The 15,621-nt window shown below is 50.6% G+C and carries 20 protein-coding genes and 3 pseudogenes; 12 read left to right on the forward strand and 11 right to left on the reverse strand.

Annotated elements, in window-relative coordinates:
- Window positions 1-82: 82 nt before the first annotated feature.
- Genes GKO28_RS11315 through GKO28_RS11325 form a run of 3 tightly spaced genes read left to right on the forward strand, consistent with a single transcriptional unit; the run spans window position 83 to window position 1,467 of the window.
- A complete protein-coding gene (locus GKO28_RS11315) occupies window positions 83-568 on the forward strand; it encodes an SRPBCC family protein (protein ID WP_182076322.1) in 486 nt (161 codons plus the stop codon).
- A complete protein-coding gene (locus GKO28_RS11320) occupies window positions 565-1,002 on the forward strand; it encodes an EVE domain-containing protein (protein WP_182076323.1) in 438 nt (145 codons plus the stop codon). Before GKO28_RS11315 ends, GKO28_RS11320 begins: the two co-directional genes overlap by 4 nt.
- 9 nt (window positions 1,003-1,011) lie before the next feature.
- Window positions 1,012-1,467 (forward strand): MarR family winged helix-turn-helix transcriptional regulator, encoded by a 456-nt coding sequence (locus tag GKO28_RS11325; protein ID WP_182076324.1) that lies wholly within the window; start codon window positions 1,012-1,014, stop codon window positions 1,465-1,467.
- A 237-nt stretch (window positions 1,468-1,704) separates the two neighbouring features.
- Here the strand turns inward: GKO28_RS11325 and GKO28_RS11330 are convergent, their stop codons facing one another.
- Window positions 1,705-2,205, reverse strand: a complete 501-nt coding sequence (locus GKO28_RS11330) for an HPP family protein (RefSeq protein ID WP_182076325.1) — start codon at window positions 2,203-2,205, stop codon at window positions 1,705-1,707.
- A 109-nt stretch (window positions 2,206-2,314) separates the two neighbouring features.
- Here GKO28_RS11330 and GKO28_RS11335 point away from each other — a divergent pair, with 109 nt between their 5' ends.
- Window positions 2,315-2,503, forward strand: a complete 189-nt coding sequence (locus GKO28_RS11335) for a helix-turn-helix domain-containing protein (protein WP_203564111.1) — start codon at window positions 2,315-2,317, stop codon at window positions 2,501-2,503.
- Between the two features lie 4 nt (window positions 2,504-2,507).
- Window positions 2,508-2,864 (forward strand): hypothetical protein, encoded by a 357-nt coding sequence (locus GKO28_RS11340; protein ID WP_203564112.1) that lies wholly within the window; start codon window positions 2,508-2,510, stop codon window positions 2,862-2,864.
- Window positions 2,865-3,124: 260 nt separating this feature from the next.
- On the opposite strand, the gene GKO28_RS11345 is transcribed toward GKO28_RS11340, so the two are convergent.
- The 4 genes and pseudogenes from GKO28_RS11345 to GKO28_RS19920 form a co-directional block, all read right to left on the reverse strand.
- Window positions 3,125-4,159, reverse strand: coding sequence for a hypothetical protein (locus tag GKO28_RS11345; protein ID WP_182076326.1), 1,035 nt, complete (start codon window positions 4,157-4,159; stop codon window positions 3,125-3,127).
- Window positions 4,131-4,586, reverse strand: a complete 456-nt coding sequence (locus GKO28_RS11350) for a DNA polymerase III subunit chi (protein ID WP_182076327.1) — start codon at window positions 4,584-4,586, stop codon at window positions 4,131-4,133. The genes GKO28_RS11345 and GKO28_RS11350 overlap by 29 nt, the downstream gene beginning before the upstream one ends.
- Window positions 4,587-4,630: 44 nt before the next feature.
- A pseudogene (locus tag GKO28_RS19910) lies at window positions 4,631-5,568 on the reverse strand (leucyl aminopeptidase).
- Entirely contained in the window at window positions 5,474-6,100 is a 627-nt protein-coding gene (locus GKO28_RS19920; RefSeq protein WP_182076328.1) for a M17 family peptidase N-terminal domain-containing protein, read from the reverse strand. Before GKO28_RS19920 ends, GKO28_RS19910 begins: the two are co-directional and overlap by 95 nt.
- 189 nt (window positions 6,101-6,289) lie before the next feature.
- Here GKO28_RS19920 and lptF point away from each other — a divergent pair.
- The 7 genes and pseudogenes from lptF (at window position 6,290) to GKO28_RS11390 (ending at window position 11,654) form a co-directional block, all read left to right on the forward strand.
- Window positions 6,290-7,274, forward strand: a pseudogene (gene lptF / locus GKO28_RS19925) (LPS export ABC transporter permease LptF).
- Window positions 7,275-7,278: 4 nt separating this feature from the next.
- On the forward strand, window positions 7,279-8,352 hold the full coding sequence (gene lptG / locus GKO28_RS11370; RefSeq protein ID WP_182076331.1) for an LPS export ABC transporter permease LptG: 1,074 nt from the start codon (window positions 7,279-7,281) through the stop codon (window positions 8,350-8,352).
- Between the two features lie 62 nt (window positions 8,353-8,414).
- A complete protein-coding gene (gene galE / locus GKO28_RS11375; RefSeq protein WP_282099279.1) occupies window positions 8,415-9,242 on the forward strand; it encodes a UDP-glucose 4-epimerase GalE in 828 nt (275 codons plus the stop codon).
- On the forward strand, window positions 9,226-9,429 hold the full coding sequence (locus GKO28_RS22860; protein WP_282099280.1) for a hypothetical protein: 204 nt from the start codon (window positions 9,226-9,228) through the stop codon (window positions 9,427-9,429). Before galE ends, GKO28_RS22860 begins: the two co-directional genes overlap by 17 nt.
- Window positions 9,430-9,554: 125 nt before the next feature.
- Entirely contained in the window at window positions 9,555-10,892 is a 1,338-nt protein-coding gene (locus GKO28_RS11380) for a hypothetical protein (protein WP_182076332.1), read from the forward strand.
- Window positions 10,892-11,017 carry a prepilin-type N-terminal cleavage/methylation domain-containing protein gene (locus GKO28_RS22865; protein WP_374220766.1) on the forward strand — a complete coding sequence of 42 codons (126 nt, stop codon included), beginning with the start codon at window positions 10,892-10,894 and terminating at the stop codon, window positions 11,015-11,017. Before GKO28_RS11380 ends, GKO28_RS22865 begins: the two co-directional genes overlap by 1 nt.
- Window positions 10,962-11,654 carry a hypothetical protein gene (locus GKO28_RS11390; protein ID WP_182076334.1) on the forward strand — a complete coding sequence of 231 codons (693 nt, stop codon included), beginning with the start codon at window positions 10,962-10,964 and terminating at the stop codon, window positions 11,652-11,654. The genes GKO28_RS22865 and GKO28_RS11390 overlap by 56 nt, the downstream gene beginning before the upstream one ends.
- Window positions 11,655-11,665: 11 nt before the next feature.
- Here the strand turns inward: GKO28_RS11390 and GKO28_RS11395 are convergent, their stop codons facing one another.
- From GKO28_RS11395 to ispB, 6 genes and pseudogenes are all read right to left on the reverse strand, one after another.
- Window positions 11,666-12,235 carry an ATP-binding cassette domain-containing protein gene (locus tag GKO28_RS11395; protein ID WP_247646500.1) on the reverse strand — a complete coding sequence of 190 codons (570 nt, stop codon included), beginning with the start codon at window positions 12,233-12,235 and terminating at the stop codon, window positions 11,666-11,668.
- A complete protein-coding gene (locus GKO28_RS11400; RefSeq protein WP_182076336.1) occupies window positions 12,187-12,537 on the reverse strand; it encodes an ATP-binding cassette domain-containing protein in 351 nt (116 codons plus the stop codon). The genes GKO28_RS11395 and GKO28_RS11400 overlap by 49 nt, the downstream gene beginning before the upstream one ends.
- Entirely contained in the window at window positions 12,530-13,195 is a 666-nt protein-coding gene (gene modB / locus GKO28_RS11405; RefSeq protein WP_182076337.1) for a molybdate ABC transporter permease subunit, read from the reverse strand. Before modB ends, GKO28_RS11400 begins: the two co-directional genes overlap by 8 nt.
- Complete coding sequence (locus tag GKO28_RS11410) at window positions 13,188-13,589, reverse strand: molybdopterin-binding protein (protein WP_182076338.1); 402 nt, start codon at window positions 13,587-13,589, stop codon at window positions 13,188-13,190. The genes modB and GKO28_RS11410 overlap by 8 nt, the downstream gene beginning before the upstream one ends.
- Window positions 13,586-14,212 (reverse strand): annotated as a pseudogene (gene modA / locus GKO28_RS11415) (molybdate ABC transporter substrate-binding protein); the annotation flags it as partial. The gene GKO28_RS11410 and the pseudogene modA, both read right to left, overlap by 4 nt.
- Window positions 14,213-14,410: 198 nt before the next feature.
- Window positions 14,411-15,436, reverse strand: coding sequence for an octaprenyl diphosphate synthase (ispB, locus tag GKO28_RS11420; protein WP_203564314.1), 1,026 nt, complete (start codon window positions 15,434-15,436; stop codon window positions 14,411-14,413).
- Window positions 15,437-15,621 lie beyond the last annotated feature (185 nt).

Below are 15,621 nucleotides of genomic sequence, written 5' to 3' on the forward strand. Positions count from 1 at the left end.
ATCGTTGGTTTAAGCAAGGCAATAAACCGTCGGTTTTGCTGTTCTTTACCGAAGTTGTGAACATGTTTGGCTAAAAATCGGCTTGATTTATGATATGCGCATATATAGTATGTACACATATAAAAAGGAGAGTGTTATGTTGAGTTGGTCTTTTAGTGCAACTGTCACTACACAGGCTCGCGCTGAGCAAATTTGGTCGCTTTGGTCTGAACCACAAAATTGGAGCTTATGGGACGAGGGCATTGAATGGGTGCAACTAGATGGTGAATTTGTTAGTGGCACAAAAGGTTTTTTAAAGCCCGTCGGCGCAGGAAAAATTCGCTTTCAAATTTTAGAATCCGTGCGTAATCAAAGCTTTCGTGACCGCAGCTTTCTGCCGCTAACGCATTTGGATTTTTGCCATCAATATACGCCGAATGCTGATAAATCCGGTGGCTTGCTGCATTACAGCGTTCAAATTCATGGCTGGCTGATGCCGCTGTTTTGGTTTGTTATCGGCCGGGATGTGAAGAAAAATCTAGCGCTTAATATGCGTAAACTTGCGCAGCATGCGGAGCAACTACCATGACCACGCGCTATTGGCTCGGCGTGGTATCTCGCTCGCATGTGGAGCGCGGTGTTGCTGGTGGTTTTGCGCAGCTATGTCATGGAAAGGCTGCACCACTTAAACGTATGCGCATTGGTGATTATTTAATTTACTACTCGCCAAAAACCGATATGGATGACGGTGATCCACTACAAATGTTCACCGCGATTGGCATCGTTGCCGATAATTTAGTATATCAATACGCGATGAGTGCCGACTTCGTCCCATATCGGCGTAATATTCAGTACCAAAGCTGCCGCGCCGCGCCGATCAAGCCGCTAATCTCGCAACTTGGGTTTATTAAAGACCCAGCGCATTGGGGGGCCCCGCTCCGATTTGGCCATTTAGAAATCAGTGCTGCTGATTTTCAACTGATTGCCAGTGCGATGCAATTAAGCCCTGCCCACAGACCATGACAGAACACGATGACAGACAATTCCGCATTCCCTTTTAGTCAGCCCAAAGCAAGCGACAGCACTGGCCTTTTGCTGTGGCAACTGACAACACAATGGCAGCGCGCCATCAACGCTGCGCTTAAACCACATGCTTTAACACAAGTGCAATTCGTGTTACTTGCGTCCTTGTTATGGCTAACAAAGAGCGAGCCATGCATTACACAAATTATGCTGGCGCGGCACACTAAGCTTGATGTCATGATGACTTCGCAAGTGCTACGTAATCTAGAAAAACGTGGCCTTATTTTACGGCTGCCTCATCCAAGGGATATCCGCGCCAAAATGCTAGCGCTTACGTCTGCTGGTCACGCACTCGCGATTCAGGCTGTCCCTGCGGTGGAAGGCGTTGATGAGCTTTATTTTGGTCAGATGGGTGAGGAGCGGGCAGTGTTTAATGCGCGTTTGTGTCAGCTTATTGAAAACTAAGTAGAAACGCATTGCCGCGCTAATGGCGCATAGTGAAATCGATACGAGCAAATAAATTGATTTAGATGCTAGTTTTAAGTTGTATTTGAATGGGTATATTACTGTATCTATTGATATTAAAGGTTTGTAGTAAGATACCTATTTTTTATGGTTCATGTTTCAGTGTTGGATTTTCAGTAAATTTAACCATCAAACGCAGCTTTCGCTGCGCTGCATTGGACTGTGGCACTCGGGAAATTAAAACCAATATCGAGGGTAACTACCGCGTTGCCTGAGGTTGTTGATTAGATATCCAATCCCGACAATGCTCAATGCACCAAGCAATACCGGCGTAATTAGAAAACCAAATCCCGGATGAGTTGCCATCACCAATAATGGATTTGCTCCTGCTGGGGCATGCACTGTTCGGGTGATTTGCATGAGGGCTAAAGCCAAACCAACGGCCAGCGCTTCTGACCACCAAAAATCGCCTACGGCATACAGCATGGTTAAGCCGACAAGAGTGGTTATCAAATGGCCGCCGATCACGCTGCGTGGCTGAGCTAACGGCGAATCAGGTAATCCAAAAACTAAAACACAGCTCGCACCAAATGGGGCCATCAGCCAAGAAAATTCAGAAATTTTTGATAACCACGCGGTGATTCCAATGGCTAAAAAAGCCCCTAGCATGGAGATCAATACAAATTGAGTGGATGGCACTGGCGGTGCTTTTGAGTTAAGGCGAAATTTAAAAGCCATGATCGAGCTCCAATTTGCAGGTAGATGATTAGCTAGGATACTGATCGGTGTATGATTAAGTCAACAGATCGGTATACTTGTTGTTAATGTTCATATTAAAATGACCGTTATGAATACATCTGATCAAATTGTTAATGCAGCACTGAACGAGTTCTATCAGCATGGTTTTCACGCAACCGGTGTTGATCAACTCAGCCGTGTTGCTGGTGTGACCAAGCGGACCTTGTATCGTTATTTTCCGAGTAAAGACCACTTAATTGAGGCGGCATTAAACTTGCGTGATAACGCAGTTTTTTGAACGCATGCAGGCTTTTGTTGAGGCAGCAGACGTTGTTGATCGACCACAAGCATATGTGGCTTTTTTGGCGAATTGGGGTAATGAAGACCGCTTTTGTGGGTGTGCATTTATTAATGCGGCCGCTGAGTTTGCGGAACATAGCGCCGGCCCGCATGTTTTGTCCAAAGCGCATAAATTGCGCGTCTTGAATTACCTTGAAATGATTTGTGCTCAAGCTGGCGCAATGGATCCAGCAACAATGGCAATGCAATTGTTTTTAATTGGTGAGGGATTGATTGTTGCAATGCAGACGATGGGGCCTTCTGCATTATTGCTTGAGGCGGCATCAAAATCAGTCGCGCAAATATTCCAAGCACCGTAAATAGTACATTTGGAAAGTGCAAAGTGAGGTGCTGGTCGTTAGGCTAGCGATTTTAATGATTGGTTTGAAGTTGTATTGATAGGGTATCTAGCGCTGAGTGTTGATGTTTAACGCTTGGGGTTAGATACCCTTTTTTGATGGTTTTTTCGCGGTTGCAGTTGGCTGTGCAATTCACGCTCAAACGCTGCTTTCGCTGCTTTCGCTGCGTTTGAGCTGAGTGTGCTGGTTTTGTGGCTTGAGTGTCGCGGGTGGTGTTCAGTTTATTCTGCGTTTTTAATCAGCCCTTGGCTGATTAATTCTTGTTTGACTAATTCACTAATTCTTGGCGCGAGGCGGGTTTCTAGTTCTTGGCTGATTTCGCTGGTGAGTTCGCGTAGCGTGTCGCCGTAAAATTGCGCCATGAGTTTAGAGAAATGCTGCCGGGCTAATTGCTCGACTTCGCTAGCGATGTCGACGGCTAATTGTGCGCCGACGATGGCCGTGATATCGGCGACGGCGGCTTCGCTGAGTGTGTTGGCGCTGCTCGATTCGTCTGGCGTGCTAAGTACTTGCGGAGCGCTTTCGACGTCGTCTTCCCAAACTAGCGTGCTGGTGGCAACCAGCCGTGTGGGCTGGCGGTTGGTGCTGGTCTCGATGGCGGGTGGTGCTGCCGGTTCGGATGCTAACTCGGATGCGGGCTGCGCTGGTAGGGGGGCGAGTTCTGCGGCAACTGGTTCGGCGTTTACTTCGTGATTGCTGTCGATTGGGGTTGAGAAGTCGATGATTAAATCATCGGCAACACATTCAAATGGTGTGGCAATGGGCTCGGCGAGCGGTTTACTGGCTGGGATTAGCGGAATTTCGTCTTCGATGGCGGCAAGATCTAAGCGCGGCAGATTAAAAAAGATCGGCTCGGCTGGGTTGGCTTGCACGGGCTCGCTGATGGCGATTACTGGCTTTTCGTGGATGACGATGGCCGGTGGAGGGGTGTATTGAGGCTCGCTATCGGGTGAGGACAGCGTCGAGAACATTAAAATCGGAATGCCCTGATTTTGCATGGGTTCGCGAACCAGGGCGGCAGCGGGCTCGTCGCTGAGACTACGCTCGATATGCTCGATTTTTTGCAGTAGTTCTTCTTGGCTAATCACATCGGTGAGCACCGGAATGTCGGCTAGCTTGGGCGCGAGATCGGTGAGAACGGGAATTTCATCCTGCGTTTTGCCCGCAGGGCTACGATGGCGCGCCATTAGCGCGTCCATTTTATTAAATAAGGGGCTTACCGTGTCTTCATTGAGCGGTAGGTTCTGTTCGGCCACGGTTGAGTAGCTCCTGCATGTCGGTTGCATTGGGGGTAAAGCCTTGTGCTTTATATGCGGCCCAGCGGCTGCGTGCGGCGGCTTTGAGGGCTTCGTCGCTGTCGACAATTTCGATTAAACGGTCAAATTCGCTAAAGCGGGGCGCCACGCGCTCAGTCCAGTTAAATAGCACGCTGCGCGGTGTGATTAATTCAACACGGTGATCAATAATAATCGGCGTTTGATCGGCAAACTCGGCGTCGGCTTGGCAATGCGGTAAAAATCCGGCAGGTGGGATTTCCCAAAGCAGGCGATCCAGTACGCTGGTTGCAGCTTCTGAGCCAGTTAAGATGAACATGCGATGGCCTTGCAGCAGGGCTTTACCCACTAATTGGCACAGCGCGGATTCTCGGTTATTCACATTAAAATAAAATGAAATTTCAGTCATGGTGTTTTGCGCCACGCGGTAAATAGCGTGGCGCTACACTCCTTTTAGCTTTGTTGCGCGCGTAGATATTCAACTAATAAGGGTACAGGGCGGCCAGTAGCGCCTTTGGCTGCGCCTGATTTCCACGCAGTGCCAGCAATATCCAGATGCGCCCAATGATATTTTTTGGTAAAGCGCGATAAGAACGCTGCAGCCGTGATCGAGCCGGCTGGACGGCCACCAATATTGGCCATATCGGCAAAGTTCGATTTCAATTGCTCTTGGTATTCGTCAAACAACGGCATTTGCCAGGCTTTGTCATCCGATTGACGTGAGGCGCTGAGTAAATCAGCGGCCAATTGCTCGTTATTGGCATACAGCCCCGTCGTGGTGTGGCCCAGGGCAATAATGCAAGCGCCAGTCAGTGTGGCGATATCAATCACCGCGGCTGGTTCAAAGCGCTCAACATAGGTGAGGGCGTCGCATAAAATCAAACGGCCTTCGGCGTCGGTATTGAGGATTTCAATGGTTTGCCCGCTCATGCTGGTGACAATATCACCGGGCTTGACGGCGTTGCCATTGGGCATGTTTTCACACGCCGGAATCACGCCCACTAAATTGATTTTGAGGTCCAGTTCGGCAACGGCACGGAACACGCCGAGCACGGTGGCTGCGCCGCACATATCGTATTTCATTTCGTCCATGCCTTCGCCGGGCTTGAGTGAAATACCACCAGAATCAAAAGTAATCCCTTTGCCGACTAACACTGTTGGCGCGACTTTTTTATCGGCATTACGGTATTCCATCACAATAATTGTGGTGGCACGCTAGAGCCTTTGGCGACCGAGAGGAAAGAACCCATTTTGAGCGCTTCGAGTTCGGGTTGCTCTAACACATGGCAAGAGAAATCATAGGTATGCGCTAAATGTTGTGCGGTGGCGGCCAAGTAGCTTGGCGTGCAAACATTCGGGGGTAAGTTGCCCAAGTCCCGAGTTAGATTCATGCCGTGGCCAATACCTAGGCCATACACTAAACCGGCTTCGATGGGCTCGATGTCGGTTTTTTTTCGGTGCGACCAAGCTCACGATTTCGAGTGTGGCCGCTGGTGCTGGCTCAGATTTAAACTGCTCAAAACGATAGGCTTCCAGCATTAATGCTTGCACTAATTCTTGGGCGAGGATTTCGTTGTCTTGTTTTTTAAACTGCGCTAATGACAGCGCCAAGCAAACGGTTTTGTTTTTGCTGGCCAATAAGGCCTTGGCAATCGCGCGGCTGGCGTCACGAATTGCTTTGATGTTGGGTTCTTTACCCAGCTGCACTAATAAAACGCGCTTATAGCCTAAACTGACTGGCAAACCGAGTGAGACCGTGCTGCCGACTTTGGCGGCTAATTCACCATCTTGGATCGCCGTGGTAAATAGATGGCCGCAGCTAATATCCAACTCTTTGGCAAAGCTTGGTAATTTTTCGCCTAGAACGGGTAATACGACGCAATCTGCATGCTCGGGGGCGGGGGAAACTATGGTAAATTCCACGGGGGACTCCTTATTGGGTCTTGCGCTAATAGACATTGAGCAAACCTTGCTCTAGTTCACTGATTATTCACTGACCCTCGGGCCAAGTCAAAAGACAGATTAAAATACGCCATGCTGTTTCGAAAAACACTTATTCATGAAATGACCTGGGTGGCTTTTGGGCTATTCGTGGTTTTACTGGTCATTGTCATGACCTCGCAAGTCGTTCGTTTGCTCGGAGAAGCTGCGGTGGGCGCATTAGCGTCGTCGGCTGTTTGGGCGGTGATGGGCTTTGCGGCGATTCGTTATTTCCCGATTTTATTTTCTTTAATGCTGTTTATCGCCATTTTGACGGTGCTTACCCGATTGTGGAAAGACCACGAAATGGTGGTGTGGTTCGCGGCGGGACGCTCGATTCGCAGCTTTATTTTACCGGTAATGCAAATGGGTGTGCCGGTGGTGATTTTAATCGCCATGCTGGCCCTGTATGTATCGCCGTGGGCGCAGCTTAAAGGGCGAGAATATCGCGATGCCAGTTTAAAAAACGAAGAAGTCTCGCAAGTGTCGCCCGGGGTTTTTCGTGAGTCGCGCGGCGCGGATCGGGTGTATTTTATTGAAAAATTTCTCCGGTGAGCGCGGTGAGGGCGAAAACGTCTTTGTGCAAATTCGCCAAAATGGCAAAATCTCCACCGTGCTGGCCGAGCAAGGCGGGATGTTTGTTGATGAAATGGGTGATCGTTGGATGTGGCTTAAAGACGCTACCGCGTATCAGGCACCCAGCGGCTCGCCACAATACGATATTTTAAATTTCAAAGAAGGCCGTGTTCGTGTTGAAGACCCATCGCCAGTGGTGGTGAATCCTGCAACCTCGGCGATGAGTACCGCCAAATTATGGGGCAGTGATTCGCGGGAATATCAAGCCGAGTTGGCTTGGCGAATGGCGTTGCCGATTCAGGCCTTTTTATTGATGTTGGCCGCAATTCCGTTGGCGTTTTCCAATCCGCGTGGCGGCCGTGGCTTTCATTTGGTGATTGCCGCTTTATTGGCATTTGGTTATTACAACGGTATCAATGTGATGCAAGCTTGGATTGCCGTGGGTAAAATTTCACCGCAAATCGGGATGTGGCCTTTGCATGGTTTGGTGGCCTTACTGACCATCGGTTTGTTCTGGTGGCGCAGCCGCGTACGAGGTTAAGGTCATGAGTCGATTGGGTCGTTATATATTTAGTGCCGTATTTGGCTATGTGCTGATTACGTTGGTGGTTTTGACCGGTATTTTTATCTTTTTTGACATGATTGGCGAGCTGCGCGACGTGGGCAAAGATGGCTACATGCTTAAAGATGCCTTAGTGTATGTCTTGCTGACTTTGCCAAGTCGTTTGTATCAATTGCTGCCAGTTGCCGTATTAATTGGCAGTATTTTTGCTTTGTCTGGCATGGCCGATACCTCGCAGATTACTGTTATGCGTACCGCCGGGGTGTCGATAATTCGCCTGTGTGGTTGGTTGATTGTGTGTGGTGCCAGCTATGCGGTACTGACATATCTATTGGGCGAATATCTGGCGCCGATGAGTTCTGAGGCTGCCAAGCGCTATCAAATTGAAGCTAAGCAATCGGTGTTGTTGGGCAAATTTCAGTCGGGTGTCTGGGTAAAAGATGAAAAGCAAATCATCAATGTTTCGGTGATGAATCCAGATATGACGCTAGAGAAAGTGCGGATTTATCAGCTGGGCGACGGTGCGAAGCTCGCTTATATATTGGACGCCAATAAAGCTCAATATCAAAACAATGGCAGCTGGCAGCTCACGGATGTGCAGCGCACTGATTTCTCCGAGCCCAAAGTGCAAGTAACGCCCGTTAAAGAGCAAGTTTGGCACAGCTCGGTTAATCCCGATATGTTGGCGGTGTTAATGGTTAAACCGCAAGAAATGTCAGTCGACGCGCTCAATACCTATATTCGCCATTTGGAAAACAATAAACAAAGTACCCAGCGCTATAAATTAGCCTTTTGGGGCAAATTGTTTTACCCCTTAGCCTGCTTATCGATGATGTTGATTGCACTGCCGTTTGCGTTGGCACAACGTCGGGCGGGGAATGTCGGGGTTAAAATTTTCCTCGGGATTTTATTGGGAGTGAGCTTTAACTTTGGTAGCCAATTGGTGACCTATGTGGGCGAACTCTATAACTTGCCGGCAATGTTGGCGGCTGGATTTCCAACGCTGGTGTTATTGAGCATGGCCTTGTTTTTCTTGTGGCGGCAAGAGCGTAGCTAATTGCTGGCGCAGCCGGTGTTCTTTTAGTGATCAAATTGAGTTTAAATATTTAGGAAATATCGATGTATATCTTGCTAACCGGCGGTGCGGGCTATATCGGCTCACATACCTATATTGAATTGGTCAAAGCAGGTTTTAAACCGGTCATTTTAGATAATTTTAATAATGCCAAACCTGAAGTGCTGGAGCGCTTGCAAACCATTACCGGCCAAGCCATTGAATGGGTTAAAGCTGATGTGCGTGATCGCGCAGCCTTAGATGCGGTTTTTGCGCGCTGGTCTTTTAGCGCGGTGGTGCATTTTGCCGGTTGGAAAGCCGTGGGTGAGTCGGTCGCCAAACCGCTGGAATATTACGACAATAATGTCGTTGGCACTTTGCGTTTACTTGACGCGATGAAGGCCGCGAACGTTAAAAATCTGGTGTTTTCATCGAGCGCCACAGTCTATGGCGACCCACACGCTGTGCCAATTTTAGAGGATTTTCCGCTGTCGGCGACCAATCCGTATGGGCGCAGCAAATTGATGGTAGAAGACATTTTGCGCGATTTACGCGTTGCCGAGCCAGAATGGAATATCGCTTTGCTGCGTTATTTTAATCCGGTTGGCGCGCATGAATCGGGCTTGATTGGTGAAGATCCACAAGGGATTCCGAATAATCTGATGCCGTTTGTGGCGCAAGTGGCAGTGGGAAAACGCGCGCAATTGTCGGTCTTCGGTGGCGACTATGCCACGCCCGATGGTACCGGCGTGCGAGATTATATCCACGTGGTGGATTTGGCGATTGGCCATGTGAAAGCACTACAAAAACTCGAAAAGCCAACCGGGCAATATCACGGTGAGTTTAGGCACAGGCGTTGGTTATTCGGTGCTGGATATGGTGAAAGCGTTTGAGCAGGCCAGTGGTAATCCAGTGCCGTATGCCATTGTTGAGCGTCGCGCGGGCGATATTGCCACTTGTTATGCCGATCCGAGCAAAGCGTTGGCTGAGCTGGGCTGGCGTGCAGAAAAAACTTTGCAAGACATGTGTAATGATAGCTGGCGCTGGCAAAGCCAAAATCCAAATGGCTTTCCCGATTAAGCTACTGAGGGTATAGCCCGCTAGGCAGCATATACAAAAAGCAACACCCCAATACCCATTGGGGTGTTTTTTTATGCTGCGTATTCTATGGTTTAAGCTTGCTAAAATAAACAGGCTAGCCGCCCATGTATTGTCAGAAAAAAAACCATCAACAAGCTGGCGCAGCGCTGCTGGTGCTGTTGCTGCTTATGGTTTTGGTGCTGGCATCAACCCTTGTGGCGCAAGTGCGTTATCAGCCCGATGAGCGTCGTGACAACAGTCGTTTTGCCATCGCTACCGCCCGACAGGCGCTGCTGGCGTGGTCTTTGAGTCGCGAGGGCACATCGGGCGGGCGCGCTTTGAGCCCAGCAGAATTACCTTGTCCGGCCGCAGTTGGTGCCAGTGGCGCGCTAGAGGGCGTGTCGATTGCCAATTGTGATGGCAGCAATGCCGCCAACCGCATTGGTTTATTGCCGTGGAAAACACTGGGCATCCCTAAGCTGCTGGATGGCGCTGGCCAGCCATTATGGTATGTCGTCGATTTGGCTTTTGCCGTGCGCTCTAGCGCCACCCAAGCACGGCGCGTCAACAGCGATAGTTTTGCCAATTTGTCGCTCTATGCCGCCGATGGCATCACGCGGCACAGTGATCATGGCCAAGCGCCAGCGGCGCTGATTTTTGCTGCGGGCCCAGCGCTCAGCCATCAAGTGCGCGCCGCGCCGTGGGCGGTAAATCAATATTTGGAAGGCAGTCAGGGACAAAATAACGCCACCTTGGGCGGGCCTTATATTGCTGCGGCGGTGAGCGAGACATTTAATGATCAAGTTGTCTCAATTGCTGGACGAGAGTTGATTGATCGCACTACGCATCGATTGGCGCTCGAGGTGACGGCTCAATTAAAGCGCTATTGGCAGGCGTATCAAGTTGCTTTGCCGAGTTTACCCATCACAACGCCGGCGCCTTATCCCTATCCTGCCAATCTGGTGGCCGATGCCAGCTGCCGCAGCAATAAACCCGATACCACGTCTTTATCTTGCGCTAGCCAAGCGAATTTATGCGCCGGTATTTTGCCCCGCGCCAGCAATAGTTGGACTGGGCAAGGGGTGTTCCCGCTAGCCGCAAGCAATGGTTTGGCGCAGTGGTTTTTACAAAACATTTGGCATCGGGCGGTGTTTTACGCGGTCAAGCAAGGCGATATTTGCGCGGCGCCTTTTGTGATTGATGGCGTGGTGGATGCCAGCATCGAGGCGATTTTGATTATTCCGGGCGCGAGCCGAGTGCCTCGCGCAAATAATTTAGCGCCTAGCCCCAGTTTGGCGGCCAATGCCAGCAGCGATTTAGCGCTGTATTTGGACGATAGCCAAAATCAAACGCATTGGCTCAACCCGCTAGATCGGCAGTACGTCAGCCCGTCATGCAGTAGTAATGATGTGCTGTATCTCTGCCGCTTGGGCGTCTGTAGCGCAAGGAAAAAAACATGCTAATGACGCATAAAAAGGCGGGGTTTTCGCTGCTGGAAATGGCGATTGTGTTACTGGTGGTTGGTATTTTTGATGGCGGCTGGTTTGGGAGCGCTCAATGTACAAATCAGCCAACGCCGTTGGAATGAAACACAGCAGATGTTGCGCGCCGCCAATGAGGCGCTGATTGGTTATGCGTTGAGCCATAATCGTTTGCCCTGCCCGGCGGATCCTAGCTTGGCCAATACCGCGGCCAATGCTGGCAAAGAAGCGCGTAATGGCGCAGGGGCCAATGCCTATCGCTGCAGCTTGGTGTTTGGTGATTTGCCATGGCAAGATTTAGGTTTGCCTGAATTGGATGCGTGGGGTGGCCGTTTGCAATATCAGGTGACAACGTCGACCACGGGCGGAGCTGGCAGTAGTTACGCCAATGATTTGGCCGGCCGAGACGATGCCGGTACGCCCAATTGTGGCAGCTCGGCGATGAAACCGTGTTTTACTTTGGCAACACTGGGGAAGATCGCCGTCTATTCCGCCAGTCGCCGTGATGGACAGGGGGTGAGTGCAATTAAACGCATCGACGATGCGGCAGCAGTGGTGTTTTCCGGTGGCCCCAATGGGGTAGGGAGCAGCGCCGATGAGCTAGAAAACCGCGATGCCATCGCCGATGGATCGACGCCGCGCTTTGTACAAGATGCGCCTGACGCTGAATTTGATGATTTACTCACGTGGTTACCCACGACAATTTTGTATTACCGCTTAGTCAGTGCTGAGCGTTTGCCTTAGAGTCGTTTACCTTAGAGTGTGCTCACGCAAGCATTGGCCGCAGAGACCGTGAGTGAAATCGATTGCCCAACGCGGTAGCGAGCGGCTTCTTCGGGGCTAACTAAGGTGGCCACGGTTTCGTTACCACACGCCACGGTGAGTAAGGCCGCTACGCCGGCCGATTCAATTGCGAGTAAAGTTCCCATCAGTTGTAAACGGCCACTGGCTCTTTGCGGCAGCAACACGGCCGCAGGCGTGCCATCGGCAATTATTTGGCCGTTTTCCAGTTGAATCACGCGGCTGGCTAAACGAAAAATCTCGCCCAAATCATGGCTTACCACCAGCAGTATTGCGCCCGATTGCGCCTGCCAATGGAGTAAGTGCTGCTGCATTTCATCCCGCAGACTCCGATCCAGCGCTGATAGCGCTTCGTCGAGTAAGAGTATTTTTGGCTCGGCCGCCAAGGATCTGGCCAGCGCCACGCGCTGCTGTTGGCCACCAGAGAGTTGTTCGGGTTTACGCGAGGCCAATTGCTGCAAACCCATTTGTTCGATCAGTTGATCAATTTGCGCGTCGTTGCGTTGTTGCTGAGCATAAGCCAATTGCGCGCGCACGGAGAGAGATTGGGAAACAGCGCGTAGTCTTGAAACACCATGCCAACGTGGCGATGTCGTGTTGCAACGCGTGTTTTACCGTCAAACCAGCATTGATCTCCGTAGCGAACTTCACCCTGTTGCGGCGTGTTTAATCCGGCGATCAATCGCAATAGCGTTGATTTTCCGGCGCCAGATGGCCCGGAAATCGCGGTAATGCTACCGGCTTGAATTTGCGTTTTGATTTGCAATAATCGGGCGCCATGCGCCGATTGCATTGGGGTTTGGATATCTAAATAGAGCTTATTCATGGCGGGTTTTTCCGCTGATTAAGCGCAGCGCCATCAGCACCACAAAAGAAAAGCCAACCAGCACTGCGGCATATAAATGCGCGGCACTGTAATTAAGGGTTTCAACTTCGTGATATAGCGCAATCGACGCCACTTGCGTTTGCCCCGGGATATTGCCGCCAATCATTAACACCACGCCAAATTCACCCACCGTATGGGCAAAAGTTAAAATCAGCGCACTGATGAGGCCGACTCGGCAATTGGGCAAAATAACGCGAAATAAGATATTGCTTTCGCTTTTGCCTAGCGTGCGTGCGGCATCGAGTAGGGTGGGCGAGAGCTGCCGAAAAGCACTGGTTAGTGGTAACACCATAAACGGCAAGCTAAACAGCATTGAGCCAATCACTAAGCCAGCATACGAAAACGCCAGATGCACATTAAAATGAGTGACCAACCAACCGCCGACGCTGCTGCTTGGGCTAAATAGCAGCAAGAGATAAAAGCCCAGTACCGTTGGCGGTAGCACCAAGGGCAGGCTAGTGATGACTTCAACTATATAACGTATACGGCTCTGGCCCAAGGCTAGCCAATACGCCAGGGGGATACCCACGATGGTGAGTAAAATCGTCGTATGCGCCGCTAATTGCAGCGTGAGCAATAAGGGTTGTGGATCAAGCACGGGTCACCTGCATGGCATTGGATTTAACTAACCATTCAACGCTTTGACCGCAGTGCAAACCCAGCGACTCACACGATGAGCGGGTAATTAAAGCATGCAAGGTCTGCTCACCAAAACGCAGCGTCACTCGACTTAATAGCGGGCTGTTTGCAATGTGCTCAATCTGGGCGTGAAAGCGATTACGTAGGCTAATTTGGCCGTGTAAATCAACCGCAAGTGCGACGTCGTTTTCCGCAAAAGCCAGCTCCACAGCCTGACCAACTTGCCATTGGGCAACATCGTCTTGAATGCCGAGCAGCATGGCGCTGAAGCGGTATTGCAAATAATCGGCAGCAATAAACGCCATGCCGCCATCAATATCAATTTGAGCTAAGGCTGCAGGAAGTCGATTCATGGTTGTGGCACCAAGTAACCATAGCGCAGCAAAATGTGCTGGGCACTAGGGCTGTGTAAATAACGCATAAAGGCTTTGGCGGCGGCATTGTCTTTACCATAGCGCGTTTGCACTGCGCCTTGGGCGATGGCTTGGTGCGCGGATTGCGGGATTTCGATCCAAGCGCCGCTCTGGCGTTGATCGGGGTTGCTAACAATAGATTTGGCGCTAAAACCGGCTTGTGCTGCCCCAGTGGCAATAAACTGGCTGGCTTGAGCAATGCTTTCGCCATACACCAATTTGCTTTTGAGTGCCGGAAATTGCGGTAGGGCGCTTAAAATTCGCAGCGCTTCTCGACCATAAGGGGCGCTTTCGGGCTGGGCAATGGCAATTTTTTGTACTGCACTCGATTGCAACCAAGCCGGCCAATCTTTCGGGATGCTCGCTTGCTGGGTCCAGAGCACTAACACCCCGTTGGCGTAATGCACCAGCGGCGCGATGGCCGCGCCTTGATTGAGCAATGTTTGTGGGTATTTCAGGTCGGCCGACATCAAAACATCAAACGGTGCGCCATTGCTAATTTGAGCAAATAATTTACCTGAAGCGCCAAAACTAGTTTGAAACTGATGACCGGTTTTTTTGGGAAAAGTCTTGGCTTAATGCTTGTGTCACGGCTTGTAAATTGGCCGCAGCAGCCAGACGAAATGCCTCAGCAGCGCTCATGCTTGGCCACAGCGCGAGACAACAGAGTGATAAAAACCAGTGTTTCATGTCACAGCACCCCAAGAAAAGAGTAAAGACTATAAGTCGATTCTTGACGGCTGCCCATACCTCGATGGGGTTCAGGCGTAAAAAAGCCTAAGGCGCACCTTAGGCTGATACCCATCATGACAACATAAATGAACATTAACATTTCGATCAATCGCCAAGCTTGCCAGCGCGTGCAGCGCTTGCGTAAATGGGTTGTCCGGTAAACTGGCCAAACACGCTTTGGCGCGTTCAGCTTCTTGCTCGGCAGTGTGGCGCGCGTATTCCAGCGCGCCGGTTTGCTGAACGGCCGCTAATACCGCGTCGAAGTTTTCACGCTTGGCATTTTCGAGTGCATCTTTGACGACCGCTGCAGCGTCGGGGTCGCCATGCTTCATCACATAAATCAGTGGCAAAGTGGGCTTGCCTTCAGCCAGGTCATCGCCCAGTGATTTGCCGATTTCTTCTTGTTGGCCTGAATAATCGAGCACGTCGTCAATAATTTGAAACGCCGTACCTAAATGCATGCCGTATCGAGCGATAGCGTCTTCTAGCGCTGGATCGCTGTTATTTAAGATCGCACCCAAACGCGCCGCAGCTTCAAATAGCTTGGCCGTTTTGTAGCGAATGACTTTGAGATAATCTTCTTCATCGACATCGGTGTTACCGATGTTCATTAATTGCAACACTTCGCCTTCGGCGATGATGTTGGTTGCATCTGACAGTACTTCCATCACACGCATCGAACCGCAGCCAACCATCATCTGGAAAGCACGGCTGTAGAGAAAATCGCCGACGAGGACTGAAGCGGCGTTGCCAAACAAAGCATTGGCCGTATCGCGGCCACGGCGCAGGCTCGATTCATCGACCACATCGTCGTGCAGCAGTGTCGCGGTATGGATAAATTCGATCACCGCAGCGAGTTCATGGTGTTTGTTGCCTTGGTAGCCCAGTGCTTGTGCTGCGAGGAGCACAATCATTGGACGCAGGCGTTTGCCACCTGAAGCAACAATATATTCGGCCACTTGGCGGACCAAAACGACTTCTGAATATAAACGCTCACGAATGACGCTATCTACTGAGGCCATATCGGCATCAACTACCGATTTAACAAACTTCATCGACACGCTGGGTTCACCCTAGAAATTAAGCCGCGTTGCAAAGGAGTGCACGCCGCCATTAAAAATAATCCGGCGATTTTAGCAGAAAAGCCACCATCCCGCCGCCTTGCTCGCTGCGGGATGCAATCGCCGCTATTTTGGTATGCCAAAATAGGGCGTAAATCGAGGGCTGCGCGCCGTCGTTC

The organism is Deefgea sp. CFH1-16, assembly GCF_016881365.1.
In the GTDB taxonomy this organism is placed as follows: Bacteria; Pseudomonadota; Gammaproteobacteria; order Burkholderiales; family Chitinibacteraceae; genus Deefgea.